The sequence below is a fragment of the Olsenella porci genome (assembly GCF_009695875.1).
Lineage (GTDB): Bacteria > Actinomycetota > Coriobacteriia > Coriobacteriales > Atopobiaceae > Olsenella_H > Olsenella_H porci.
In genome coordinates this window covers 1-25632 of record NZ_VUNC01000003.1, presented here as the reverse complement: position 1 = coordinate 25632, position 25632 = coordinate 1, and the positions used below count along the sequence as shown (strand labels likewise).

The window sequence follows — 25632 nt, the reverse complement described above, 5'->3', positions numbered from 1 at the left end:
GGGCAAAGTGCTCCTCAACGGCATGTCTATGTGTGCTAATCATGTGATAGGAGGATTCCATTGAGCACCTTGAGCGGCGACCTCTACTCCGAATCGCTTCGGATTACGCAGCACGTGAACATCATCATTCCCGATAAGTCTGATGATTTCTGGTCCACGATAGATGACGAGGTCCGCGTGCTGTACCTCCTCCATGGGCTCGGTGCAAACGCGGACGAATGGACGCGCTTCTCGATGATCGAGGCCTATGCCAAGATCTACGACCTGGCTGTCGTTATGCCAGATGGAAACCGCAGCTTCTATGAGAACGCCCCGTCTGGCCCTCGCTATCTGGAATGGGTCTCGCAGGAGCTACCCGCGATCATTCACGCCTGGTTTAACCTGCCCTCCGACCGAGAGCACACGTTCATCGCAGGAGAGAGCATGGGTGGCTATGGAGCTTTGAGCATCGGCCTCGAGAACCCAGGGGCCTACGGGGGGATAGTAGCGCTCTCCCCCGTCACTGACCCCACTATTCTCGCGAGTGACTTCTCCGAACTCTTCTTTGGGGCTGCCGAACAAGCGGCGGTATTCGGATCCCAGGGACCCTCCAAGGCAGACTCGATCGTCGCCAAGGCAGAGCAATCGGTTAAGCAGAATGGAGCTGGGGCCATCCCCCGAATCATCCAGATGGTTGGCGCCGACGATCCGTTTGCCCCTCATGTCAGGTCGACTGCCGAGGAGCTCACCAGCCTGGGGATTGAAAATAGCTACTCAAGCTGGCCGGGAAGGCATGACTTTCTCTTTTGGAACGAGGCGATCGAGCGTTCCATACGAATGCTCTGCGAGGTGGAATAGCAAGCGAGACGGTGCGCGACCCGGAAACAGACCGCGCACCGCCCGCATTCCTCAGCCCTCTGCCGTCGAAGAGGAACCTGCTATCCCTTCAATCCGAGCTCCTCGCGTAGATACCTGCACGTCTCGGCATGGGCAGAATGGGGGTCTTCCCAGTAGATGGAATCGTTCACCTCGAGGTCGATGCCGTTTTTGAAGTCGTGCTCCTCGAGCGTGCGGATATACCCCGCAAGCTTCTCCCTGCCGTATTCGCCGCTCCCAACGACCTCATGATGGCTGTCGGAGTAGTGAATCCACTCAACCTTGTCTCCAAACGCCTCGAAGTACTGCTCCAGGTGCTCTCCCTGGACCTCCATGGCGGTCAGGTCGACACAAACCCTGAGGTTGGGGGAGCCGACTTCTTCGAGCATGCGACGAACGCCTTCCAGGCTCACCACAAGATTTGACTCGTACGGCTGAAGCTGTTCGAGGGGAACGAGGATGTCCGCCTGCTCGGCGAGGTCGAGAATGACCCGGAACGTGTCTACGCAGCGCTTGAACGACTCCTCGCGGTCCGCGTTCCTCAACCCAGACCCCGAGTTGATGAAGACACGGTTGCACCCCAACGTATGGGCATCGTCGAATGCCCACTTGAAGTATTCGATGGTTCGCAGGGTCATGGCAGGGTTTGGGTCGCTGAAGTTAAACGGGTACCCAAGGGTCTCTGGGGTGTAAATCGTGATGCGCTGGCCCCGGGCCTCGACCTCAGCGCGTATCTTCCTCAGGCACTGGGTCGCTGCGTAGTCATCTGCATAGTCCAGCCTGCAGTAGAAGGGCTCGGCACCCCAGAGGTCGATGTTCCGAATCCCAAGCCGAGCCATTGAGTCGAGGAAGTACTCGAAGGAATAGTGCACATAGGACGTCCCCATCACGGAGACATCGTGCATGGTAATCGTCGACATGCGATCAACCTCCGACAAAAGGAATCGAACCGTTCTTAAAGAAGGACGCGGGGCCGCCCCGTGTGGGATGGCCCCGCCACATTCCCTAATACTTGAGCTGACGATAGTAGCGACGGATCTCCATCGGGTGGCAGTTGATGCGCTCGATGTGGACGTCGATGCGATTGGTGACCTGATGCGTCACAAGATGGCTGAGATAGCCACGATACTCCGGGGAAATCCCCTCCAACTCATAGTCCTTAGAATCGATGAGCGTATACCGGGCGCATACCCTGGGCAGGAACCGTGCAACCCGCTCCGCCAGGGGACGCTCCGCATCCTCGCCGAGGAACACCGTTACGTTCGTGTCCCTGTCAACGACCTCAAGCATGCCATGGAAGAACTCTGCCGCATGGATGGACTTCGTGCGAAGCCAGTGCTGCTCCTCCCAGTAGCACATGGCGTAGGAGTATGTGGAGCCGTACTGCTCCCCCGCTCCGACGAAGTAGTGCATCTGGTCGTCGTGGTGCTCCTGCGCAAAGTGGCATGCAAACTCGTCCGACGCCTCGGCGACACTCACCAGCGCCTCGGCAAGATGGGCATCGAGCTGCGCGTAGTACTCGTCGTACTGCGGGAACTGCCCGGCATTCTTCATGAAGCGGTCCGCGACCATGAAGAACTTGAGCTGCTCGTTCTCGGGGTACGTGATGCAATACGTCGCGTCCTTGGCGAGAGGGGCGTCTGAAACATCGACGAACCCGATGGTCGTCACGCCCCTTGCCTTGAGCGTCTCCATGGCGACGACCATCTCGGCGGTGTTGCCAGAAACGGACGAGAACACGACCACGCTCTTGTCGGTGATGCGCTTGTTCCCCATGGCGTTGAACTGGCCGGCGTTCTCGACCAGGACCGGGAGGTCGCTCAACTCCTTGATGTGGGACTCAACTTGAAGGGACGACGCCCAGGTACCGCCAATCCCCATGAAGCAGATGAGGTCGTAGCCCCTGTCGCAAATCTCGTCCACGACCTTCTCGACCGTTGGGCGAATCGCAAGCGCCCCGTTTACGCTGTCGAGCTCGTGCTGCTTGTCATACTTGATCATTACGATACTTTCCTTTCGCTATCTCCCACACGACTAGTCCGTCATTAACGCGAGCACGTAGTCCGGGCAAATCCCTGACCTGCCCATTCAGGCGAACGTACTACTGCTTCCCGAGGTACTTCCCCCCGTCGGCATGGATGTCAACGCCGTTGAGGATCTTCGCGTCATCGGAGGCCAGGAAGGCGAATATGCCAGCTATCTCAGAAGGCTCCTCCGCACGGCCAAGGGGTCCATAATCCACGAGGTCGCCCTCGTTTTGGTAGTCCATGTCACCAAAGCCGTCTGCCGTCTCGTCCATCATCGGCGTCTTGACCCAACCAGGAGAGACGCAGTTGACGCGAATCGTGTTGCCATTCTCGTTTGCCAGGCACTGGGTGAGGTGGATGACGGCCGCCTTGCTCATCGCATAGGGGGCCTCGTACGCATAGCAGGCGGTCCCGTCAACGGAAGCCGTGTTCAGGATCACGCCCTCGTTCTGGGACTTCATTATCGGCAGGACATGATTGATCATGCAGTAGGTCCCAAGGAGGTTGACCTCGATGACCGTCCGTGCGTCTGACACCGGCTGGTCCTCGACCGGCCCGACCTTTCCGCCAATCCCGGCAATGTTGCAGAGAACGTCAATGCGACCGAACCTCTCCACAACGGCGTCGACCGCCGAGCTAACCTGGTCGTCCTTCGTCACGTCAACAGGCAGGGCGACGAAGGAGCCCTCCTCAAGACCGAGGTCCCTTGCCGCCTCCTCGATTGCCTCCTTGCGGAGGTCGAGCATCGCGACGAGGGCGCCCTCGTCCGCGAATCGCTTTGCGGTGGCCTTGCCGATGCCACTCGCGGCACCTGTCACGATGGCCACCTTGCCCTTGATTCCTTCCATGAGAACTCCTCTCACGCTTGCATGGCGAAGCAGGTGCCTCGCTTTCCTGGCGTACACGCTACCGCAATGGTATATATTTCGTATTAACTTATTTAGTCCCTGCTTTCAAGAATAAATCCGCCAAGAGCTGACGCGAACGCCCAGGGATGCAAACGCGCCAGAACGCCCCGAAGGAGCCCAGGATGCAAACGCTCGGCCAGAGAGCCAACAGCCCGTCAGACCCGTCCCACTCCGAACCAAACGCGAATCTTCCTCGACTGGTTGCCACCGACATGGACGGAACCTTCCTTGACGACCATGGCGGCTACGACAGGGTCCGATTTGCAAGGATACTCAGCGCGATTCAAGGGGCAGGCTGTCGCTTTGTCATTGCAAGCGGAAATCAGTACTACCAGCTTAGAAGCTTCTTCGAGGACGACCGTGAGCTCGCATACGTTGCCGAAAACGGAGCTCTTACCGTCGTGGACGGAGAGGTACTCTCGTGCGTTTCGATGGAGGCGGAGGTACTCGCACGCACTTGGCAGGTGATCCAGGACGACGGAAGGGCAGAAGCCGCCCTCTGCGGGCGGAGGTGCTGCCACGTTCAGCGCGGTACCGCCAGCGATAGGTTCTTCAGGACCATGTCCAGGTACTTCACAAGAATAGAATGGGTTGACGACCTCGCCGACGTCGACGATACCCCCTTGAAGTTCTCGCTCTCGGTGGAAGACGGAAGCGAGGGGGAGGTCGCCGGGGAGCTCTCGGATGCCCTTGAGAGCGCGCTCGTTCCCGTTGTCTCGGGAAATGGCTCGATTGACCTCATGGTCCCCGGATGCACCAAGGCCAGCGCACTGCGACTCCTCTGCAGCCGCTGGGGTCTCTCGGCATCCGAATGTGTCGCCTTTGGGGACAGCGAGAACGACGTCGAAATGCTCAGGGAGGCAGGCTGGGGCTACGCAATGGAAAACGCCTCCGTGCGGGCCAAGGAGGCCGCTGACTCCATATGCCCCTCAAACCAGGAGTCGGGGGTACTCGTCACGCTCGAGAGCATCTTCGGGCTGTAGGGCCGTCAGTCTCAGAGAGGCGTCCCCGGGATGCGCAGAGACCCGAGCGCCATCCCCTAGTGCGTCTCGGTGACGGAGGACCTGTTCAGCCACCTTCCCCTAAGCAGGCGAGCCAGCATGAGACACCCACGCGCATTCAGCTCGATGCACATCGCGCTCCAGATTCCCACGAGTCCCAGCCTTGGGGCGAGAAGCACCATCAGGGGAATCCTGATCGCCCACATTGACCCAAGGTTGATGAGGCTCGGGGCGACGGTGTCCCCCGCGCCCCTCAGCCCGCCGGGGATGACCATCGCGGCACCATAGAGTGGCTCCGCGAATGCCTCGATCCTGAGGACGCTGCACCCAAGGGCGGAGACGGCCGGATCAGACGAGAGGATTGCCATCACCTGGGGGGCAAGCAACCACATCATGCCGCCAGCTGCCCCCATGAGAAGGACTCCCAGCAGGGCCGAATAGTTGCCGAAGGCCTTCGCCATGTCACGCCTCCCCGAGCCAAAGGCCTGTCCCACCAGCGTGGTGGCTGCCTGCGAGAGGCCATACCCCGGCATGTAGCAGACGCTTTCGGCAGTAGTCGCAATCGAGTTGGCGGCGACGGCAATGGTCCCCAACGGAGCAACCACGATGGTCTGAGCTATGTAGGCACCGTTCATCACGAAGCGTTCCAGGAAGAGAGGTGCGCTCAGGACAAGCGCACTTCGCAGACAGGGCTTCCCCGGCGTCCAGCTGGCTCCCCTCCGAAGAGAGAGCCTTCCACTTCGCCCAAACACGAACCAGAGCATGGGGAAGGCCGCGGCAGCGGTGGCCACGCCCGTCCCGGCTGCCGCGCCGCGCACGCCCATTCCCGCACCAGGGACAAATACCGAGACCCCGCCAAGGGAATGGACAGCCCCCGGCATGATGAGGAGGAAGTTGAAAACCACGTCCAGGAAGCACGACACCACGTTGATGATGCTTGGGGTAGCCATGTCCCCGGTACACTGAAGCATGAGGGCACCATACCGCTGCAACATCACCACGGGCATGAACGCGCTCATGAAGAAGAAGTACCCCGCCGCATCGTCCAGCACGCCCGCCGGACCTCCAAGCCACCTTGGCACTGACTTGGAGAGGGCCATTCCAACGAATGCGATTACGAGGGAGAACGCGCTGCACACCACCAGCCCCTGACACGCCGCGTTGCGCGCGGCACGGTCCCTTCCGGCGCCAAGGAACTGTGCGACCTGGATGGAGAAGCCCAAGGCAGCGCACTCGCAACAACCAAACAGAAGCCAGGTTGTCGTTTGCACCACACCAATCGCGGCGGAAGCATTGGCGCCCAGGCTCCCGACCATTGCAGTATCGATGTACTGCATCACGGTCGTGCTCACCTCCGCGAGCACCGCGGGTAGGCCCAGGTGCAGAATGAGGCTGATGGCCTCTCGCCTTTTTGGGATGTCCGGCCTCGCCAGTACCTCAGTCAGCTTCTCGCCATACGATTCCATCCGAACGTCCCCCAAGCGCAGTGGGCGGGTCTCCCCCAAAGGGACAGAGGTGCGCACCCACTTGCGCTTCATCTCAAGAGAAAGATAACTACAGCTGATTTATATACCAATTTCAACACGGCCCATCCAGGCCTAGCGGCACACGGCGTTCGCTTCCAGTCAAACGGGAAGGGAGATTGTTCAGATGCCTAGCCAGTAACGCGGGGACGTTCGACGGCAGACAAGGGGGGCAGCCCCTCTCCCTTCACCGCTCGATTAGCATGCGAATTGAGAACAAGAGGCGCAACGTACGTTGAGTCCACCAACGCTGGCGTATACGGCGCTAACAATACCCGCACGCGAGCTCGAGTACATCAGGTCAAGCGGGGTCATCTCTTTTCCTTCGCGTTACCGCGTGAAGCAAACCGATATCTGCAAGGCTTCAGAATGTAGGTCACCGACGAAGAGCCGGAGCGCCACGACAAGCCGTGCAAGCGCGGAGACTACCCCAGGGAGCCCGGTGAATGGGTTGTGCATCCGCAGGGCAGGCCATGGCTCTCCAACGAATCCCTAGCCAGCGTCAACGTCAAGTTCCCAGCGTGATGGTCAGAGCAATAGACGCAAAGGAGCGCTCGGACTTCATGCGACGCACAGTGGCCGCGGCGCCCCATGCAGCTCGCAACCAACTACCTACAAGTGGCATTGGCCGGCGGAACGGCACGCGATCGTCGGACTCCGGATTCCGTATATCGTTGCAATAATCTCGGAGCGCTCTTCGGAGATCGGTCTCCCGAGGTCGGACTCGAGAAGCCTAGACGGTCCACTACGGGCACCGGTATTCTTCCCGTCTCGTTCTAGAAGTCGCCGACGGACTTCTCCTGGAAAGGGATGTCAGCCGCACCAAGAAACTCGCAGACCGCAATCTCCCCGATGGAGACGCTCCCGCGAGACGCCATGCGTGACCCCTTCTAGCAACGAGCTGGCTTAACCCCCATCTTGAGCTCAGAGCCCCAAATCTGACCACGTGAATCAGCGCCGATTCTCCAGCCGGAACTACCATCTAGCAGAAGGAATCACCTACAGGTACCTCTCGCAAAACTCGGCGGCTGTGACGATTTCCACACCCTCGTACTTACCTATTGCGAGAAGGTCTTTATCCCCGCTCACGACATGAACGGCACGAGCATCTATTGCACATTCCAGGAACTTATCATCATCTGGGTCACGACAGATTTCAATCTTTGCCCGAGGCTCCACGAAGGAAAGTGCAGCTTCGAAAGGTGCGAGAACATCTCTGCCAAGGCTCCCCTGCTTGCGCGAAATCATTTCGTCAATGACCTCTGGCTATTCCCCTAATCCTTACGAGACCTGCGGCGCGGCTTCCAGTCACCAACAAGCAGGGCGTATGAACGAAACGATTGCAAACCTTCAGCTTGGAGAAAACTCAGATGCTATAGACCTCTCCGTCTTTCAATCGACGTGCAATCAGAAATAACTTGTCGCATGCCCACGACGCGGCAATCTAGTTCCTCGCCTCGAAGACCTCCCGATCGATTCCGTCCTCGTAGTTCGCGGCGACCATGAGGGCGCAGTACACGTCCGAGTCGACGTTGAGGATCGTCCTGATAGCACCAACCGGGTACGTCAGTCCGGCGAAGATGCCAATGCTGTCCAGGGGCAGACCCAGCTGGGGAACGATCATCGCAAGGGACACAAGGTCTGCACCAGGGGCGACGGCATTGGCCAACGAGAGAAGCGTGCAGATGACTGCAAGCGAGACAAGCTCCGCCCCACCATACGTGACCCCATAGATCTGAGAGATGGTAAGCGCAGTCACGGCAAGGTGAATCGAGGCTCCGTTTGAGTTGAGCGGCATGCCCAGCGGAAGCACGAGGTCCGCGATGTCAGAACGAATGCCAAGCCGTTGCTTGGCGTCCTCCATCTCCACGGGAAGCGTCACCGCACTTGAGGTCGTGGAGAGCGCCATCACGCTCATGCGCCACATTTTGTGGACGAGCACGACTGGGGAAAGCCCGCAGCGTACGCAAACGACGACAATCCATACGCATGTGAAGACGAGAACCGTACCCGCCAGTACGAGCAGATACTTGAGCAGGGGGATTAGCACTTCCGCCCCAAGCGACCCCACCATTGCCGACACGTAGCAAAAGATGCCTATCGGAGCGACGGTCATCACACCCCTGATGATGGAGAGGAGCAGGGTGCCCAGCTCGACGCAGAAGTCGTACACGACACAGTGCCCCTCGTGCATCTGCCGCCAGCCAGAGCAGACGAGACCGAGCGCTATGGCAAAGACAATGCACTGAACCATTGAGCCGCCGCCCATCGAGGCGACGATGTTTGAGCCAAAGAATCCAGACACCGTGTCCTGCCACGTGCCACTTGATGCCTGGACCGTGTTGGCCGAAGCACCTTGCACCAGCGCACTCCCATCCAGTCCAGCGCCAGGTTGAAACAGTAGCGTGGTGGCGATGCCAAACCCGGAGGCGAGTATCGACGAGACCGCAAACCAGACGATGCCCTTGAGGCCCACATCGGACAGGTCTCGGGTCGTCAGCCCACCCACCGCCTCGATGATGGTACACATCACGAACGGGATGATGCCCATCTGGACGAGCGAGAAGAATATGTCACCGATGAACTTCACCTGCGCCATCGGCTTTCCGACCACCATGCCAGCGATGAAGCCAACGACCATTGACAGAGCAATGAGCTTCGTCGGGGACTTCTTTCCAAAGCGAGCGACTTCGTGATTGGCCATGTCTCCACCTCACCCAGTTGGATAAAAAAGAGAATGGGCCTGGGAGCGGCCCCACGTCACCCCCAGGCCAAGGAACGAAACACGACTAGGCGGCCTTCTCCTCCCCGTTGAACACCTCGGGGTGGAGCTTCCCCTCGCTGGCGGAGACCATGAGGCAGGTGTAGACGTCGCCGTCGACGTTGAGGATCGTACGGAGTGCACCGGTGGGGTACTCCAGCCCGGCGAAGATGGCGATCGACTCCATGGGAAGGCCGAGCTGAGGAACGATCATGGTCATCGAGACAAGCGAGGCGCCAGGCGAGACCGCGTTTGCCAGGGAGAGGAGGAAGGAGATGACCCACACGTAGACCAACTCGCCGGGGCCGAAGGCTACACCGTAGATCTGGGCGATCGTGAGGGCCGTGACGGCAAGGTGAATCGCAGCGCCGTTGGAGTTGAGCGGCATGCCGAGGGCCATGAGGAGGTCGGCGATCTCGGGGTCGGCACCGAGCTTGGACTTGGTGTCCTCGAGGGCGGTGGGCAGCGTGACGGCGGAGGAAATCGTGCCAAGGGCGAGCGCGCTCATCGGCCACATCTTCTGGATGAGCTTGACGGGGTTGTAGTGGCAGCGCACGGAGACCAGCGCGATCCAGATGGCGAACATGATCACAACTGCAATGAGCATGACGAGAAGGTACATGGCAACGGGGATGAGGACGGCAAGGCCGAGGCTGCCAATCATCGCTCCCACGTAGCAGAAGATGCCGATCGGGGCGATCTTCATGACGCCACGGATGATGTTCAGGATGAGCTTAGAGAGCTGACTGCACACGTCGTAGACGAGGCACTCGTTGTCGTGGGCCCTACGCCACGCGGAGCAGGCGAGACCGAGGGCAATCGCGAACACGATGCACTGGACCATGGAGCCTTCGCTCATGGAGGACACGATGTTTGACCCAAAGAACCCGGAGATGGTGTCCTGGAACGTGACGTTGGAGGCCTCGTAGTCGACGGCGGCGGACGCCGCGGCGATGCCTGCACCAGGCTGGATGATCACCGCAAGAACGAGGCCGATTCCAGCCGCGAGGAGGGACGACCCGGCGAACCAGGCAATGCCCTTGAGGCCGTAGCCCGAGAGGGCCTTCGCGTCGAGCGCGCCGACCGCCTCGATGATGGTGCACATCACGAACGGGATGATGCCCATCTGCACCAGATGGAAGAAGATGTCGCCGATGAACTTGACCTGGGTCATCGGCTCGCCGATGACGAATCCAGCAATGACACCCAGGACCATGGATAGCACGATCCAGGTCGTAGACGATACCTTCTTCTTCGTCTCTGCCATTTTGAACCTACCTTTCGATTTGTTGGAAACCTAGCCGTCCACCTGGTTGCGTAGGGCGGACTCCAATGCGAGCCTCATGCCAAACAACCCGTCAGCACCGGAGGTCGCCCCGTAGCGGAGGAGCCCATCAAGGACCTCCCTCGCCCCCTCGAGGTCATCTCGCCCGAGACGATCGGCGAGCAACCGATAGTCGTAGTTCGCAAAGCGGTCCATCATCGCCCCCAGGTACGCCGCGCTCACCGCCGTGGTGCGGCTGAGGTCGAGCTGCCGTACCAGGCTCAGGAAGGGCTCTGCATTGCCCGTCATGAGGGAGCCGATGCCATACCCAACCAGGACGTCGTCGCCGGAGGGGGTCAATCCCCTCCCCCGTCCAAGAAGCCACCGCAGACATCCCATCGACTCCTCGTCTGCGAAAATGCCATGCGAGAGGATCTTCGCAACCCGGTCGAACTCCCCTGTCGGGGGGATGCCCAACCGACCCTCCAGGCCCATCGACTGCAGGAGGTCGCACAGCCCCACCGCCTCCGCCCCCCTCAGCCGATCGACCTTGCAGGGGAGCTCCTCGAGGCCCCGAAGGTTGATTCGAGTCACGCCTCCCTGGCACCAGATGCCCAGCGCCCCGTCGCCAAGCCGGACGAGACCACCAACGCGAACCGAGCGCACGAACCTCTCTGCCATCTCGTCCGGAAGGGCGATGCCGAGCACCGAGAGCCCAGAGGAGATGGGTCCCACGTGGAGGAGAATGCCTGGCAGCGAGACGTTGAGGCTCGAGCGGAAGACGCTGTGGACCACGCCCTCAGCCGGAGAGGCGAGCCTGGCGAGGGCATAGTCGCTCACCATGCCCTGCGCCAGGCGATATGTCTCGCCCCCTCCCACTTGCCTACTCGATGCCAAGCCGCGCGCAGTACGCCTCGAGCGCCTTCTCGAAGCAGGCGAGCGGGGCCCTGACCGTTCCGGCGCCAACCTGGCCCAGGCCCGCCTTCTTGTGGGCGATGCCGGTGTTGATCAGCGGCGTGATACCCGTGGCAACCACCTTTCGGATGTCGATGCCAAGGCAGGTGCCCTTGAAGTCCCAGGTCGGGATGGTCCAGTTGGGGTTATGCGACACGCAAATCCTCTCCATCTCGTTCGAGATGTTAAGGGCGTCCTCAAAGCCGCCCGCACCCACGAAACGGGTCACGCCGGGGGCGGCGACCATGGCCATGCCACCGACGCCCACGGTCTCGCAGATTGCGGAGTCTCCGTTGTCGGGACAGGCGTCATCCTCGGTGAAGCCGGTGAAGTACAGGCCGTGCGGCGTGTTGACGGGCGCGGTAAACCACTCGTCCCCGCACGCGCCAATGCGGACGCCAAACTCGTAGCCGTTGCGGGTCATCGTCGTGACGATGCAGCTCTCCTCGTCCTCACGTGCGTAGTCCACTATGGACTTGCCCGTCGCCATCATCACGTTGAGGAAGAACTGGTCGGTATCCGCCAGGAACTGGATCACGCGCTCCTTGGCGTCCTCGTCCACGTCGGTCTTGACGATGAGGGGCGCGACCTCCTTGAGGAAGTTGAGGGAGGCGGCCATGTTGCGCTGGTGGAACTCGTCTCCCTGGGTGATGGCGCGCGCGATGAGGACGGAGAGGTTGATTCCACCCTCCTTGAGCTTAAGTGCCTTTGCCAGCACGGGGCCGAGCTCGTCCGCCATCCAGTGAAGGCGGTCGACCACCTCCTGGCTGTAGGCGCCAAAGCGCAGGACCTTGCCGATGCCCTCGTTCATCGTGCAGTAGGCAACGGTGTCGTCAGCCTTGTTCTCCACCACAAGCACCGCCATGTTCGCGGAGGTGATGCCACCCATGGGACCAACCGCGTGGCAGTGGTGGCAAGGAATGAACTCGACCTCGCCGGACTCGAGGAGCGCGAGCGCCTCCTCCTCGGTGTTAGCCCAACCCTCAAAGAGAGCCGCGCCGATGCAGGAGCCCCTCATCGGGCCCATCATGTTCTCCCAGGTGATGGGAGGACCGGCATGGAGCAGGGTCTTGCGGGCGCGGTTGAGCTCGGGGATGACGGTCTTTGCGGGGACGACGTCCACCAGGAACGGCTGCGACTCCCTGAAGCGCGCGATCATGCGCTCGTTGGCTGCGTCAATCTCATCGCGACGCTTGTCCAGTTCGTCAAGCAGGTGAATCATCCGCTTGTTGCCACCGGCGAGCGGCTTCCAGTTGAACTGAACGGTCTTCGCACCGTAGTCACGCAGCGACTCGTTAAAGCTCTTGACGCCCACGTTGATGATGCGTGGCGTGGTGTTGAGGAGCTCGACCAGCTGCGGGCTGGGCTCGGGGAGGGGCGAATCGTCCTTGACCTCGTACGGCACGACCTCGCGGTCCTCCTCGGTGAAGTGGATCCCCTTGAGCTCAAGGGCGAGGCGGATTGCGCGTGCGTTGGAGGTCTCCATGATCGCCCCGGCATCGCGGAGCTCCTGGAAGGACTTGTGGTAGTCCTGCGGGTCGTTCTCGGTTCCGGTAACGGAACCCACGAAGTAGAGCTCGCGACCCTCGGCCTTCGCCTTGTCCAGCTGCTCTCTGATAATCGGGGCAAGTGCGCCCGCCATGTCGGGATGGCACCCATAGCCCAGCATGCAGTCGAAGAGGATCACGCCGGTCGAGGGCATGGAGGCGTACTTGCGGATGTAGTCGATTCTGACCTCAGGGTCGATCATGGGATGCGGCTTGCCCTGGGTGTAGATGTCGTCGCCCAGGTCGATGACATCGTAGCCCTTCGCATGGAGGATGTAACCGTCCTCCTTCACGACGCCGCCGAGGTCTAGCGCCTCGGAGACGAGCATGCCCGCCTCGTTTGCCAGGGTTCCGCCGGAATAGAGCCCGATGACGGTCTTCTCCTCCGGAAGCGGGTTGGTGCACTCGAAGTCAAGCGGCTCGAGGTAGTTCTTCCTCACAGGGTTGCCGTTGGCGAGGTCCACCGCGATGTGGGCAGTCTCTTCCAATGTGTGAGCCAGATAGACCTTGCCCAGGTGATGTGTGGGCTTTTCTCCCAGGAAGATGGCAACGACCGGCTTGGAGCACTTCTCCAGGAGATCGACCACCTCATCGCGAACGGCTGGCGCGGGTGGCTTGGAGATGACGCAGATCACATCGGTCGGCTCGTGGTTCTCGAGCCCGACGATGGCATCCTTGACCGTGATGGCCCCCACCTCGCTGCTGAGGTCGCGACCACCCGTTCCGATGGCATGGATCAGGCCACCGCCCAAGCGGTCGATGATTGCAGCAACCTCCTGGATGCCGGTTCCGGACGCACCGACGATGCCGATGTTCCCCGGCTTCGACACGTTCGTGAACGCGATGGGAATGGAGGATATGACGCCCGTGCCACAGTCGGGGCCCATGAGCATGAGGCCCTTCTCGTGCGCCTTCTGCTTGAGGCGAACCTCGTCCTCAAGCGAGATGTTGTCGGAGAACGAGAACACGTTGAGGCCACGGTCGAGCGCCTTCTCGATCTCTGGGGCGGTGTACTCGCCTGGCGTCGAGAAGAGCGCCAGGTTTGCGTCGGGCAGCTCCTCGAGGGCGTCATCCCAGCAGTCGACCTCCTTCAGGCCGGAGGCCTCGTGCTTCACGGAGAGGTCGGAGAGGAACTCCTCGGTTTTGTCGAGCACCAGGTCTAGGACGTCGGCTGAGTCGGAGTCAACAACGATGACCATGTCGCTGGGGTCTGCTGCCTCCGCCTCCGGGGTGAGCAGCCCGGAATTCTTGAAGATGTCCTTGTTCGCATCCGTCCCCATCATGATCTGGGACTTGTTCACGCCCTCAAGCGCATTGATTGCGTTGGTGAGCAGCATGAGGTTGATCGAGTCCTGATAGCTGTTCTTCTTCACGACTGTCTGGAGCATGGGTAACCTCCTCGGTTGCGTCGCATCGCACAACGATGTTCCTGACCTTGCACGCAGGGGCGGCCAAGCCCTGCGTCTTGTCTCGCGCCAAGTCTCTTCCATCGATGTGCCCAGGTCTTTTCAACCGGGGGATAACCTTGGAGCCAATTCTTGTCCCAATTGGGAAATGTCTTTTTGTGGGTCTATCGGTAAAGTTCATGAGGTAGACTTGCATTTTTGTTTATGAATATTCGTTTTCATGCCGTTTTCATTCTGTAAAAGGGACCGATGCGGAAACGGAGCGGTGCTAAGGGGCGAGATGGACGGCAAAACGCGAGAGCAGGACTCACGGCAAATGACGATGCGGGACGTCCTTCAGCTTCGCCCCCTCGAGGGAGCCTCCCTCCTTGCCGGCTCTTCCGGACTCGACCGCGAGGTCACCAATGCAATGGTCATGGAGGGACCCGACGTCCAGAAGTGGGGTCGGCCCGGCCTCGTGCTCGTCACCAGCTTCTTCGCGCTGGTCCCCCTCTCCCCCGCTCAGAGGGACGAGTTCTTCTCCACCATCCGCAACCTTGGGATTGCGGGAATCATCTACAAGCCGGGCAGGACCTCTCCCGACCTGCTCTCATCCTGCCGCGACACCTGCGAGGCAATAGCGATGCCGCTTGTCCGCATGGATCCCAGCGTCACGTTTGAGGACGTGCTCATGGACGTTATGGGTACGGTCATCGACTCCAACGCCCGTCTCCTCGACAGCTTTTACGACATGCACCTGAAGACGATGCGGCTTGCCATACAGCAGCCGAGCATCTATCAGGTCGTGTCACAGCTGAGAGAGAACATCGGGTGTGACGTGACCTTTGTGAACAGGGTGGAGGATGCGCGGGTCGGGACGAGCGAGGGCGCGAGCGGTTGGAGCTCGTTGCATCTTGAGGAGCTCCCAGAGCAGGGCTACCAGGGCTATCGCTACTTCGAGGCAGCCCTTGGCTATCGGGGCGGCACGATGGGGTCTGGCCTTGCTGTGCGGATTCCCAGCCAGTCGCTCACGTCCTGCTACCTCATTGCCCACAGAAAGCCAGAGGACGTCTCCGCCTTCCAGAGGATGACCATCGAGAACTTCGTTAACCTGCTGATGATCGAGCTCCTCAAGCAGGAGGCGATTGACCAAAGGCTGTACAACCGCAACAACATGCTGGTTCACGACCTCATCCAGGGGAGGTTCACTTCGCACGACGAGATTGATCAGGCGGTGTCGGAGCTGGGCATTGGCGCCCATGCGCTCTACCAGGTGATGCTCGTTCGCCTCTCGATCGACGACCCGATGGAATCCGATAGGATTGGAGACCTGCTTCTCACGTTTCGAAGGAGGGTCCGCAGGCTCTATCCCAACTCGGTCTTCTTCGAGGGCAACAACCGACTGTCCTTCCTGCGTAACCACACGTCAGGCTCCGTCGGGTTCGACGCGGGGGAGGTGACTCGCATCTTGGGTGAGATGCATGCCGACGCGGGCCTCCCCGACTTCGCCCATCTCATCGTCCTCTCGGGGCACGAGGACCGGTACTCAATTCCCAAGGCTAACGACCAGGTGCTGTCGATCTACAGGCTGTTCGACTCAAACCAGCTGTCAAACCGTTGCGTGCGGTACGACGACCTGGGATTCTACAAGTTCCTTGTCGACGTTGGCGACCCCTCCAAGCTGGCTTCCTACATGGACTCCCGCCTTTCCAGGTTGCACAGCGAAAGCCCCGAGGGCTTCCGTACCCTCATCACCCTCTGCAAATGCGAGTGCAACTACAAGGAGGCCGCCAACCAACTGTACGTTCACCCCAAGACCGTGAGGTATCGTGTGGGAAGGATTCGCGAGGAGTACGGGATCGACGTCCACGCCACCGACGACATGATGCAGGTGCTGCTCGCGGACAAGCTCGTCGCACTCCTGGGACCAGACTGGGAGCCCGAGCTCAACGAAAGGTAGGCGCCATGCGAACGGAAGAGTGCTTCTCGTGGAGCGGGATCACGGCAGGCGTGACCATCCTGCGACCAGACGACGAGGTAGGGGTACGCAAACGCCCCCTCTCGCATGCGCTCGTGCTGTACCTCCATGGGGGTGGCCTTCTTCTGGGAAGCCGTACGGATCTTCCCGAGACGTACGAGGCTATGTTCCTTGATAGGGGCTGCACGTTGGTCGAGGCGGACTACCCGCTGGCGCCGGAATCAAGCCTCCGCGTCATCCACGCCTTCGTCGATGCGCTGTGGTCGTGGGTGAGTGATGAGGTCGCCCCCAGGCTGGGATGCGACTCCGTCTTCCTGTTTGGACGCTCCTCGGGCGCATATCTGGTGCTCACACTGGCAGGCAGGCTCACAGAGACGAATGGGGCACGCAAGCCGACAGGGGTCATCGACTTCTATGGTTACGGCAGCGCGACCGACCCCTCGATCACCACTCCATGCGAGACGTACCTCTCATACCCAACCATCGGCAGCAAGGTGGTGGACCGCATCACGCAACCAGAGCCCGTCACGAGCGGACCGGCGGAGAGGCGCTTCGCCCTCTACATGTATGCACGCCAGACTGGCCGCTGGGCGGACCTGCTCGGACTTGGTGATGGCGAACGGGATCCGTTCGCTCTGACGCAACGACAGATCGATGCCATGCCCCCGGTTTTCTACGCCGCTGCCACCGGCGACGGAGAAATCCCCTATGCCACGTCCAAGTCGCTGGCGCGGAAGCTGCACGCCCAGACGTTCACGTCGTATGGGAACGACCACGAGTTTGACCGCGACACCAGCAGCCCGGACGGCCGGCAGGCATACGAGCGGTGCCTCACGTGGATGGAGGGGCTGGTGTAAGGAGATTCTGCCTCCTCACATGCGGGAAGCGACGTCGTGATAGTGCTCCCCAGGCATAGGTACTGAGGAAATGCGAGCTGTGGCAATCTGAAAGCCGCCTCGACTGGGAAACGTCAGCTCTCGGATTGTGGAAGCAACCGAATCGCTGCCATAACTCATGATTCATCAGCAGGTAGACCCCTTGAGACCCCGCTGATTGCCACAGGTCGCATTTCCTCAGCAGGCAACGCCACGAGGGACGTCTCGAAGACACCTTCAGCCATCACCGATGCGCTTCCGTGACGCGCAGCAGGAACTTTCCCAGGCCTGTTCCCTCACGCCTCCCACGAGAAGCGGCTCATGTCGACCTTGCCGCTCGGGAGAAACCCGACCCCCTCCGCCTCGAGCATGCGCCTTTGCTCCTCAGGTCCTCCGAAGGCAAACCCGGGCGCGAGGCTTCCGTCTGCGAAGATGACCCTATGGCACGGTACCCCACCCTTCATTCCCGGGCTGGAGTGCATCGCGAACCCGACGTAGCGCGCCTTGCGTGGCTCACCCATCATGCGTGCCACCTGCCCGTATGTGGTCACACGCCCCTCGGGGACCTGTCTAACGATGTCGTATGCCCTCTGGAAGAACCCGTCGTCTGCCATTCGTCTCTCCCCTCACCCGCGCGTTTGTCGTACGTATGGTCACTCACCTTCTCCCCAATCAGGCGCTCGTCCGCACCCCTGAAGTGGTTGGTGAGCGTCTTGTGGCCGAGTGGGAGGAAGGAGCGCGCCAGGTACTCCGCGCAGCTCACCTTGTTGTCCGCAGCGCGGGGGCAGACGCCGCGCCGCCACTCGTTCTTGCAGGCGGGCGCATAGCCAATTCCGCCGTCCTTCCGACGGTAGCCATGGGCATGCACGTCCACACGACCACGAAAGAGGGAGAGGAACAGATCAACTTTGTCGTGCATCGGCGCCTCCCCACCCCGACGGGAGCCGCAACATCACCGCGAAGCATTAGGGGCCCTGAGAAGGCTACCGGATTGACCTTCACTTCAGTGGCTTGTCGTGGTGATCAACGTCAAGCAAGACGATGAGCCTGTCTCCTTCGAAGGAAATCGTCATTCGGATGTCCATGTTCACGCTGATCTCAACCCCCCCGTACCTTGAATACGCTTTGTTCGCAGCGATGGATGCCAAGGGTCACGGGCAAGGATGCGTAGCTTTGCGTCAACCATATCTCGCTCCTTTGGAGCAAGCTTGGAGTATCGCTTGATGAATTGCTTCTCAAGTTGGAGGCGATAAGCCATCTAGACTGCCTTGTGCAAGTCTGCAATGAGGTCCTCAACGTCGTCGTAAACATCGGCCTTTCCCGTTGCCGCCGACTCACGTGCCGATGCGGCGAGCGCTTCGAGCGCGTCTTCAACTACATGGGGGCGCACGAGGAGCCCCGCCAGAGGGTGTTCTTCGAGGGCCAGGTCTACAACGCATGCGTGCTTCTGGTCTCGCTCGTGCAACGCGCGAAGGAGGGCATCATCCTCATCGACGGCTACGTGGATGCGGGCACGCTCAACATCTTGGCGAAGAAGGCCGAGGGCGTGGCGTCCACCATCTGGACCCACCCAAAGGCCAAGCTAACGGAGAGGGACGTCGAAGCCTTCAACGCGCAGTACCCCGAGCTGACGGTGCGCCACGCATCCTCGTTCCACGACCGCTTCCTGATCTTGGACGGAACCTAGGGCCACCTCGTGGTCGCGTCGCTCAAGGACGCAGGCAGGAGGAGCTTCGCCATCACACGTATAGAGGACCGGTCAACCATCAAGGCCGTTCTGTCCAAGCTCGCCCAACAGTCACAGTCGCTACGAACCAATAGAAGTGCGAGCACCTCCCCCTCACGCGACCCCGTCCACGGGCTGTTTGGAGAGTCTCTACATAACAAAAATCCCAACCAGCATTTCTGCTAATTGGGACCTTAGTTTTGGTCGCGGGGGCTGGATTTGAACCAACGACCTCCGGGTTATGAGCCCGGCGAGCTACCAGACTGCTCCACCCCGCAATGTCTGGGCGCACCGTGTGCGCAAGAAAGTAATATAGGGGCTACGGCAGACGATGTCAAACTCGGGCAACCAGATGTGGAGACGCTCCACATTCAGCCGAGAGGAGCGTGCCCCGCGGGGCCAGCGGGATGGGTCGCGGGCAAGGCGGCTCGCCCTCTCCCCTATCCCCTGAGAAGGGCACCGACCAGCCGGTTGTCCTCCACGGACGGGGAACCCGGCGGCAGGCTGCACGCCTCGAAGAAGTGGCTCCCCGCAAACTGGCGGGCGCGGAAGTTGTCGTGTGCGCCGTCATCCAGGTACCGAACGCGGCTCAGGCAGTCGGTGGTAGCGCAGCTGAGCACGCCATGCCGCGCAACGTAGTGCAAATAGGCCTGGTCGTCCGACCACAGCGTGACCCCCGCCATGCCCTCCAGCTCGTACGCGACGGCATACGAACCCCAACTGATCCCACGGTCGCGCACTTAGTCGTCCAGGATGGTCGCCATGCGCGTGACCCTGTGCAGCGTCGCCCGGGCGTCGATGAGAAGCGCGTTCGGGGCGGGCGGAAAGTACGCCTGGCGCGAGAGCGTGGCGAGCGCACGCGCACGCTCCTCTCCCCCAGCACCACGGCAGGAACAGAGAGCTTCATGGAGTCGTCGGCAAAGAGCTCGATGGCCGAGTGGGCGACCGTGGCCTCGTCGCGCGAGGGGACGCGAAACACCAGGCTGTCGTGCGCGTGCTGAACGCGGCAGCCACGCTCGCGACGCCCGAACACCGCCTGCATCGCCTGCGCCCGCTCGTTTGCCTGCACCCGCGTGGGAGCCTCGCCCCAGGTGCGCCCGAGACTGAACAGGTACAGCCCAAACAGCGGGGCCGTCGCGAAAGGGGCTGAACACCGACATCACGCCCTTCCCCCCGCGTCCTGAGCTACCTCGATGGTAGCCCAACGCAGGCATGCGTCACGTGGGGAGAGGTGCCCGCAACCGTCCTGGCCAGGCAACCCCGTGGCAGCGCGTCCCCCATGCCCCATCACGGCGCACGGAGGAGCCGCGCACCGACCTCGCAGCTCCCCCTACGCACGAGGCGGGCGCCGGCCGAATGACCGACGCCCGCCCGCGATCGAGCCCGCTGCCAACCAGGGTTAGATGACGACCTGTCCAATGAGGAGCAGCGCATTGAGGAGGATGGTGATGATCAGCAGCGGGTTGATGAACTTGAGCCAACGGCTGAAGGGCACGTCGACCATCGCGAGACTCGCGAGGATGAGGCCCGTGGGCGTGATGTAGGAGATGAGGCCCTGGCCGTAGTTGTACGCCGCGATGATGGCGGACTTGGAGACGCCGACCGCATCGCCCAGCGGCGCCATGATGGGGATGGACAGCACGGCGAGGCCCGAGGACGAGTTGATGAAGAAGCCCAGCACGATGTAGACCACGAGCATCATGAGGATGAACAGGATCGGGCTCATGCCAGAGACCACGCCCGAGAAGAAGTGCAGGATGGTGTCGGAGATAAGGCCGTCCTCCAGGAGGATGTTGACGGCACGGGCAACGCCCACGACCAGCGCGGTGCTCATGAGGTCACCGGCACCGCTGATGAACTGGTCCATGAAGGTTTCCTCGGGGAGGCCGCACACAAAGGCCAGGATCATGGCACAGGCGAGAAACACCGCAGTCATGCTGTCAAACCACCACTGGGCGGTCACGATGCCCCACACCAGCACCACAAATGAGAGACCAAACACCGCGAGGGAGATCTTCATCCTGCCGGTGAACTCGGGAGTCTCACCCTGGGCGCCCCAACGCTCCTCGATCTTGTCCTTGAAGTCGTAGCAGACCGACTTGCTGGGGTCCAGGCGCACCTTGCGGGCATAGCGCAGCACGTAGGCAAACGAGATGATGGTGCCGATTGCCAGAGCGACGAAGCGCCAGCTCATGCCGTCTGCCATGGAGATGCCCGCCGCCTTGGTGGCAACGCCCGTGGCAAAGGGGTTAACGGTGGAGTACATGGTACCGACGGAGGAGCCCACAAAGATCACGGCGATGCAGGTCATTGCGTCGTACCCCGCCGCGATGAACACGGGCATGAGGATGGGGTACAGGGCGATGGTCTCCTCGGCCAGGCCAAAGGTGGTGCCACCCGCGACCATGATCAGGCCCAACACGATGATGAGGATGTACTCCTTGCCCTTGGTCACGCGCGAGAGCGCTGCGACCGCGGCGTTGAGCGCGCCCATGTAGTTGAGCACGCCAATGCAGCCGCCCAGGATGAAGATGAACAGGATGATGTCGATGGTGTCGTACACGCCCTTGATGGGGGCGAGGAGAAACTCCAGCGCGCCCTGGGGCTGCTGGTCAACCTTCTGGTAGGTGCCCGGGATTGCGATGGGCTTGGTGATGGACCCGTCCAGGAAGCTGTCGAGACTGCCCGAGACCCCCAGCTTGTCCAGCGTCTCCTGGGTGGGGGGCATGTTCTCCTGGCTGCCGTCCGGCTTGGTGATCACGAACGCGTCCTGCGAGCTGTCGTACAGGAGCTTTGAGTACTCGCCTGCGGGGACGATGTAGGTGAGCGCCGCGGCGAAGAGCATCACGATGAAGAGCACGGTGATTGCCGTTGGGAAGTGGAGCTTGTGCTTCTTCTTCGGGGCGCTCTCCCCGCCCGTGGCCGCCTCGGCGTCCTGCGCGTCGATGGCTTCAGCTTCTGCCATGCCTCGATACCTCCAATGGTCGTGCCTGACTGTAAGAATGAGAACGAACCTCTCGACCTCCCCCATGCGAGGGCGTGCCGAGTGGGGCTAGCCCTTGTGGGCGTACACGCCGACGAGCTCAACCAGCGCGCCCGTGGCTGCCTCCATGCCCTCGACCGTTGCGTGCTCGTAGGGGCCGTGGTAGCCGTAGCCGCCCGTCCCAAGGTTGGGGCACGGGAGCCCGCGGAACGAGAGCTGGCAGCCGTCGGTGCCGCCGCGGATGGGAGTCACGCGAGGCTTGATGCAGGCAGCCTCGTACGCCTCGCGCGCGAAGTCGATGGCGAAGGGGTTGGACTCGATGACCTCCGCCATGTTGCGGTACTCGTCCTTGATGGTGAGGGTCACGGTGCCGCTCCCCCACTGCTCGTTCATGGTCTTCTCGATGTGGCGGAGGGTCTGCTTGCGCGCCTCGAGCGAGGCGGCATCAAAGTCGCGGAGGATGTAGGAGAGCTTGGCGCTCGCCTCGTCGCCGCTGATCTGGTACAGGTGGTAGAAGCCCTCGTACCCCTCGCTATGGCGAGGGTCCTCAGCCTGGGGGAGCATCCCGTTGATCTGGCAGGCCAGCAGGGACGCGTTGACCATCACGTCCTTGGCGGAGCCGGGATGGACGACAAAGCCCGTGACCTCAAACTCCGCGTCGCACGCGTTGAAGTTCTGGTACTGGATTTCGTCCTCCGCGTCGCCGTCCATGGTGTAGGCGACGTCGGCGTCAAAGCCCTCCACGTCAAAGTGCGAGACGCCCGTTCCGATCTCCTCGTCGGGCGTGAAGGCGATGCGCAGGGGGCCGTGCGGCGTACCGTCCTGGATGATGCGCTCGAGCGCGCACATGATCTCGGCGATGCCCGCCTTGTCGTCCACGCCCAGGATGGTGGTACCGTCGGACACCAGGAGCGTGCGTCCCGCGAGCGAGGGCAGCTCGGGGAACTCGCGCGAGCTCAGCGTGCGACCGCTCTCGCCAAGGGGCAGGTCCCCGCCGTCGTAGTCGTGGACCAACCTGGGCTTGATGTCGTGGTCGCAGTAGGCCGAGACCGTGTCCATGTGGGCGATGAGCCCGAGCTTCTTGCGGCCCTCGCACCCCTCCGTGGCGGGCAGCTTGGCGTAGACGAAGCAATCGTCGCTCACCCGGACGTCGGAGACCCCCATCTCGCGAAGCTCGCCCGCGAGCATGTTTGCGAGGTCAAACTGAACCTTTGAGCTTGGGCAGCACGAGTCGTTGTTCTCGTCGCTGGGCGTGCGGACCGCGACGTAACGCAGGAGGCGGTCGATTGGCTGCATGGATTTCTCCCCTCTTCGATGCATGGAAGAGAGCGACCAACCTAAAAGATGGCCACATCTCTTCCATATCAGTTTCATGTAACCTTTTGGAAATATAAAAGTGAAAATCGTTTACACGTTCGAAACTTTTGCAAGCGATACACGTTCCTCCGTGAACGGCGTGTGCGAATTGTAAACGGCTTATATTCATGCTTCACTCTCTGATGTAAGCGGAGCACCCGCGCACGACCCGTCGCTCGGCGAGGGGCCAACAACCCGCCCTGCTGCGCTACCGTAGTGGCAGTGAAATCGAGGCGCCCTCGGGGGGCGTGCGGGGAGGCATCACATGTCGCAGGACAGCTGGAGAAACGCGTTCCACCTCATGCCGGTCACGGGAACCATCGACCGGGTGGATGGCTTCTGCCAACGGGATGGCAGCTACATGGTGGACGCCCACCAGACGCTCGCGGGCTCGGCGTCTCGCCCCGTGCGCTTCTCGAGCCACAACCTCATCCACTGGTCGGTCGAGAGGAACCCGCAGCCGGAGCCCACGGCCGACGACCCGCAGGTGCCTGCCGCCATGCCGGGCGAGCTCGTGGACTATGGCTTTGACTTCTCCTCTCCCCAGGAGTTTGTGGACGACGAGGGCAGGACCCTCGCCATCGCCCTGATGCGGACCCCCGACACCCCCTACGTCAACACCCGAGGCGGGCTCAAGTGGGAGAACTGCCTGACCATCCCGCGCCAGGTGGGCCGCGCGGAGGACGGGAGCGTGACGCAGCTCCCCGTGGAGGAGCTGGCAGAGCTTCACACCTTTGAGGCGAGCATGGACCCGCACGCGGGCGGCCTGTTCCGCAGCCACCGCGCCGACATCCGGCTTCAGGGGATCACGGGCGAGAAGTTCACGGTCGTGCTGGACGAGGAGCTGTACGTGAGGCACCGCGAGGGCGTGCTGTACCTGGGCTTCCGCGGTCCCAACCCGCACACCGTGGGCGGCGGCAGGACCGAGGTGGGGGCTCCCATCGGCCACGTGGACGACCTCAGGATCGTGGTGGACGAGTCCGCCGTGGAGCTGTTTGCCAACGGCGGGAGGTACGCCTTCGCCACGCGGTGGTTCCCACTCACCAAGACCATGCTCGTGCGCATGAACGTGGACGCGGCGTTCGCGCGCGGATGGGGCATGGCGGACGGCGTGAGCGACACCTACCGCGGCTAGGGTCGCGAGGAAGGGGTGGTCGAGATGGACGCGCTCTGCGCACTGGGTAGCCTCGCCATCGGCTATGCATGCGGCAGCTTCCTCACCGCCGACGTGGTGAGCCGCAGGAGGTGCGGCAAGTCCGCCTTCGACATCGGGGTGGGCAACCCGGGCATGGCAAACGTGGGGCACGAGCTGGGCAAGGGGGCTGCCGTCGAGGTACTGGCGGGCGACATCCTCAAGACCGTCGCCTCGTTCGCACTCGCGCGGGCAGCCTTCCCCGCCACCGCGGACGCAGCGGGGACCTTCGCTGTGCTGGGGGCGACCCTGGGGCACAACTATCCCGCCTGGCACCACTTCAAGGGCGGCAAGGGGGTTGCCACGACCTGTGCGGGCATCATCCTCGCCTCCCCGCTCCTGGGCTCCGTCGCATCGGTCGCGGGATTCGCGACCGTGCTGGTGACCGGATACCTGTGCCGCGGGGCCATGGCCATACCCATCTGCTACACCGCGCTCGAGGCCCTCTTTGGCAGCTGGAGAAAGGCCCTCTTTGGCCTGGTGCTCTCCGCCCTCATGTACCTAGCGCACGGAGACGCGATCCGTGGCATCGCCACGGGCCAGACACCCCGTGCCGCCATAGCGGAGAGGTTCCACAAGAGGGGGTAGGCCCCGTCGTTGTGCGAAGGAACCGCAGGCAGCGCTGGACCACGACCACCCTGACGCGGCAACCTGCTGAGAAAAATGGCTCTTCGGTGGTTTCTGTGGGAGAGATTCCGGCATAGGCCCAGCTCAGCGGGCGAAAACAACGATCTGGAACTGAAACGGCCCCGGGAGGGGCCGTTTCCGCGTCATCCGCCTATGATTGCTAAGCCAAATTCAGACAACCGAAGAGGTGTGACGCATGAAGAGTCTACTACTTCTCGCCCTCGGTCTGGCCCGCACGGTCGTCCTGGGCGCGCGCATCGAGGCCGAGCGCATCGTCGTGAGCGTCCGGCCCTACAAGCGCGAGCAGCGCCGCTGCCCCGTATGCGGCAGGGCCTGCGACTTCTACGACATGGCGAACCGCGGGGCCCCCAGGCTGTGGAGGGCGATGGACCTGGCGCGCTCGGCCTGCTACCTGGAGTACGCGCCCTGCAGGGTGCGCTGCCCGGAGCACGGCGTGCGCACCGAGGCCGTCCCCTGGGCGCGGCACGGGGCGCGCTTCACGCGCGACTTCGAGGACTGGGTGGCGTGGCTGGCGGTCCGCTGTGATAGCGCTAGCTTAGGTTTCACCAGATTGACCAACACGCGCCCCAATCCGACCAGCGCGAATGCGCCAGCCAAACCAGCGTAGTTTCACCACTTTCACCAACTAGGCTCAGCCCCGAACCGACGA

Annotated in this window: 22 protein-coding genes and 1 tRNA gene; 8 read left to right on the top strand and 15 right to left on the bottom strand. The window is 61.8% G+C overall.

What is annotated here, in order from left to right:
• Window positions 1-60 precede the first annotated feature (60 nt).
• A complete protein-coding gene (locus tag FYJ68_RS04695; RefSeq protein WP_154434508.1) occupies window positions 61-837 on the top strand; it encodes an alpha/beta hydrolase in 777 nt (258 codons plus the stop codon).
• A gap of 80 nt (window positions 838-917) precedes the next feature.
• Here the strand turns inward: FYJ68_RS04695 and FYJ68_RS04690 are convergent, their stop codons facing one another.
• From FYJ68_RS04690 to FYJ68_RS04680, 3 genes are all read right to left on the bottom strand, one after another.
• Window positions 918-1775 (bottom strand): sugar phosphate isomerase/epimerase family protein, encoded by an 858-nt coding sequence (locus tag FYJ68_RS04690; RefSeq protein WP_154434506.1) that lies wholly within the window; start codon window positions 1773-1775, stop codon window positions 918-920.
• An 85-nt stretch (window positions 1776-1860) separates the two neighbouring features.
• Window positions 1861-2856, bottom strand: a complete 996-nt coding sequence (locus FYJ68_RS04685; RefSeq protein ID WP_154434504.1) for an SIS domain-containing protein — start codon at window positions 2854-2856, stop codon at window positions 1861-1863.
• Between the two features lie 100 nt (window positions 2857-2956).
• Complete coding sequence (locus tag FYJ68_RS04680) at window positions 2957-3730, bottom strand: SDR family NAD(P)-dependent oxidoreductase (protein WP_154434502.1); 774 nt, start codon at window positions 3728-3730, stop codon at window positions 2957-2959.
• Between the two features lie 146 nt (window positions 3731-3876).
• Here FYJ68_RS04680 and FYJ68_RS04675 point away from each other — a divergent pair, with 146 nt between their 5' ends.
• The gene (locus tag FYJ68_RS04675) at window positions 3877-4773 is read left to right on the top strand and encodes a Cof-type HAD-IIB family hydrolase (RefSeq protein WP_154434500.1); all 897 of its coding nucleotides are present in this window, start codon (window positions 3877-3879) and stop codon (window positions 4771-4773) included.
• 56 nt (window positions 4774-4829) lie between these two features.
• On the opposite strand, the gene FYJ68_RS04670 is transcribed toward FYJ68_RS04675, so the two are convergent.
• The 6 genes from FYJ68_RS04670 to fdrA all read right to left on the bottom strand — a co-directional run bounded on the left by FYJ68_RS04670 (window position 4830) and on the right by fdrA (window position 14228).
• Window positions 4830-6257 (bottom strand): MATE family efflux transporter, encoded by a 1428-nt coding sequence (locus FYJ68_RS04670; protein WP_154434498.1) that lies wholly within the window; start codon window positions 6255-6257, stop codon window positions 4830-4832.
• A gap of 1056 nt (window positions 6258-7313) precedes the next feature.
• Window positions 7314-7562 carry a putative toxin-antitoxin system toxin component, PIN family gene (locus FYJ68_RS04665; protein ID WP_154434496.1) on the bottom strand — a complete coding sequence of 83 codons (249 nt, stop codon included), beginning with the start codon at window positions 7560-7562 and terminating at the stop codon, window positions 7314-7316.
• Between the two features lie 196 nt (window positions 7563-7758).
• The gene (locus tag FYJ68_RS04660) at window positions 7759-9018 is read right to left on the bottom strand and encodes a dicarboxylate/amino acid:cation symporter (RefSeq protein ID WP_154434494.1); all 1260 of its coding nucleotides are present in this window, start codon (window positions 9016-9018) and stop codon (window positions 7759-7761) included.
• Window positions 9019-9103: 85 nt separating this feature from the next.
• Window positions 9104-10342 carry a dicarboxylate/amino acid:cation symporter gene (locus tag FYJ68_RS04655; protein ID WP_154434492.1) on the bottom strand — a complete coding sequence of 413 codons (1239 nt, stop codon included), beginning with the start codon at window positions 10340-10342 and terminating at the stop codon, window positions 9104-9106.
• Window positions 10343-10372: 30 nt separating this feature from the next.
• Complete coding sequence (locus tag FYJ68_RS04650) at window positions 10373-11182, bottom strand: oxamate carbamoyltransferase subunit AllH family protein (protein ID WP_229772030.1); 810 nt, start codon at window positions 11180-11182, stop codon at window positions 10373-10375.
• A gap of 40 nt (window positions 11183-11222) precedes the next feature.
• Window positions 11223-14228 (bottom strand): bifunctional FdrA/YlbE family protein, encoded by a 3006-nt coding sequence (gene fdrA / locus FYJ68_RS04645; protein WP_154434488.1) that lies wholly within the window; start codon window positions 14226-14228, stop codon window positions 11223-11225.
• A gap of 334 nt (window positions 14229-14562) precedes the next feature.
• Here fdrA and FYJ68_RS04640 point away from each other — a divergent pair, with 334 nt between their 5' ends.
• Window positions 14563-16185 carry a PucR family transcriptional regulator gene (locus tag FYJ68_RS04640; protein ID WP_195837719.1) on the top strand — a complete coding sequence of 541 codons (1623 nt, stop codon included), beginning with the start codon at window positions 14563-14565 and terminating at the stop codon, window positions 16183-16185.
• A 5-nt stretch (window positions 16186-16190) separates the two neighbouring features.
• Entirely contained in the window at window positions 16191-17060 is an 870-nt protein-coding gene (locus tag FYJ68_RS04635) for an alpha/beta hydrolase (protein ID WP_154434484.1), read from the top strand.
• Between the two features lie 314 nt (window positions 17061-17374).
• Here the strand turns inward: FYJ68_RS04635 and FYJ68_RS04630 are convergent, their stop codons facing one another.
• On the bottom strand, window positions 17375-17692 hold the full coding sequence (locus FYJ68_RS04630; protein ID WP_154434482.1) for an MGMT family protein: 318 nt from the start codon (window positions 17690-17692) through the stop codon (window positions 17375-17377).
• Window positions 17626-17997, bottom strand: a complete 372-nt coding sequence (locus FYJ68_RS10540; protein ID WP_407670316.1) for a TOTE conflict system archaeo-eukaryotic primase domain-containing protein — start codon at window positions 17995-17997, stop codon at window positions 17626-17628. The genes FYJ68_RS04630 and FYJ68_RS10540 overlap by 67 nt, the downstream gene beginning before the upstream one ends.
• Before the next feature lie 351 nt (window positions 17998-18348).
• Here FYJ68_RS10540 and FYJ68_RS04625 point away from each other — a divergent pair, with 351 nt between their 5' ends.
• Entirely contained in the window at window positions 18349-18765 is a 417-nt protein-coding gene (locus FYJ68_RS04625) for a hypothetical protein (protein WP_154434480.1), read from the top strand.
• Between the two features lie 240 nt (window positions 18766-19005).
• Here FYJ68_RS04625 and FYJ68_RS04620 read toward each other — a convergent pair.
• The 4 genes from FYJ68_RS04620 to pepT form a co-directional block, all read right to left on the bottom strand.
• Window positions 19006-19082 (bottom strand) — tRNA-Met (locus FYJ68_RS04620).
• Window positions 19083-19244: 162 nt separating this feature from the next.
• A complete protein-coding gene (locus FYJ68_RS04615; RefSeq protein WP_154434478.1) occupies window positions 19245-19544 on the bottom strand; it encodes a hypothetical protein in 300 nt (99 codons plus the stop codon).
• 659 nt (window positions 19545-20203) lie between these two features.
• Complete coding sequence (locus tag FYJ68_RS04610) at window positions 20204-21769, bottom strand: YfcC family protein (RefSeq protein ID WP_154434476.1); 1566 nt, start codon at window positions 21767-21769, stop codon at window positions 20204-20206.
• An 87-nt stretch (window positions 21770-21856) separates the two neighbouring features.
• Window positions 21857-23083 (bottom strand): peptidase T, encoded by a 1227-nt coding sequence (gene pepT / locus FYJ68_RS04605; RefSeq protein WP_154434474.1) that lies wholly within the window; start codon window positions 23081-23083, stop codon window positions 21857-21859.
• A gap of 325 nt (window positions 23084-23408) precedes the next feature.
• On the opposite strand from pepT, the gene FYJ68_RS04600 reads away from it, so the two are divergent.
• The 3 genes from FYJ68_RS04600 to FYJ68_RS04590 all read left to right on the top strand — a co-directional run bounded on the left by FYJ68_RS04600 (window position 23409) and on the right by FYJ68_RS04590 (window position 25590).
• Window positions 23409-24278 (top strand): GH32 C-terminal domain-containing protein, encoded by an 870-nt coding sequence (locus FYJ68_RS04600; protein WP_154434472.1) that lies wholly within the window; start codon window positions 23409-23411, stop codon window positions 24276-24278.
• A 24-nt stretch (window positions 24279-24302) separates the two neighbouring features.
• On the top strand, window positions 24303-24923 hold the full coding sequence (locus FYJ68_RS04595; protein WP_154434470.1) for a glycerol-3-phosphate acyltransferase: 621 nt from the start codon (window positions 24303-24305) through the stop codon (window positions 24921-24923).
• A 235-nt stretch (window positions 24924-25158) separates the two neighbouring features.
• Window positions 25159-25590 (top strand): helix-turn-helix domain-containing protein, encoded by a 432-nt coding sequence (locus FYJ68_RS04590; protein WP_154434468.1) that lies wholly within the window; start codon window positions 25159-25161, stop codon window positions 25588-25590.
• Window positions 25591-25632 lie beyond the last annotated feature (42 nt).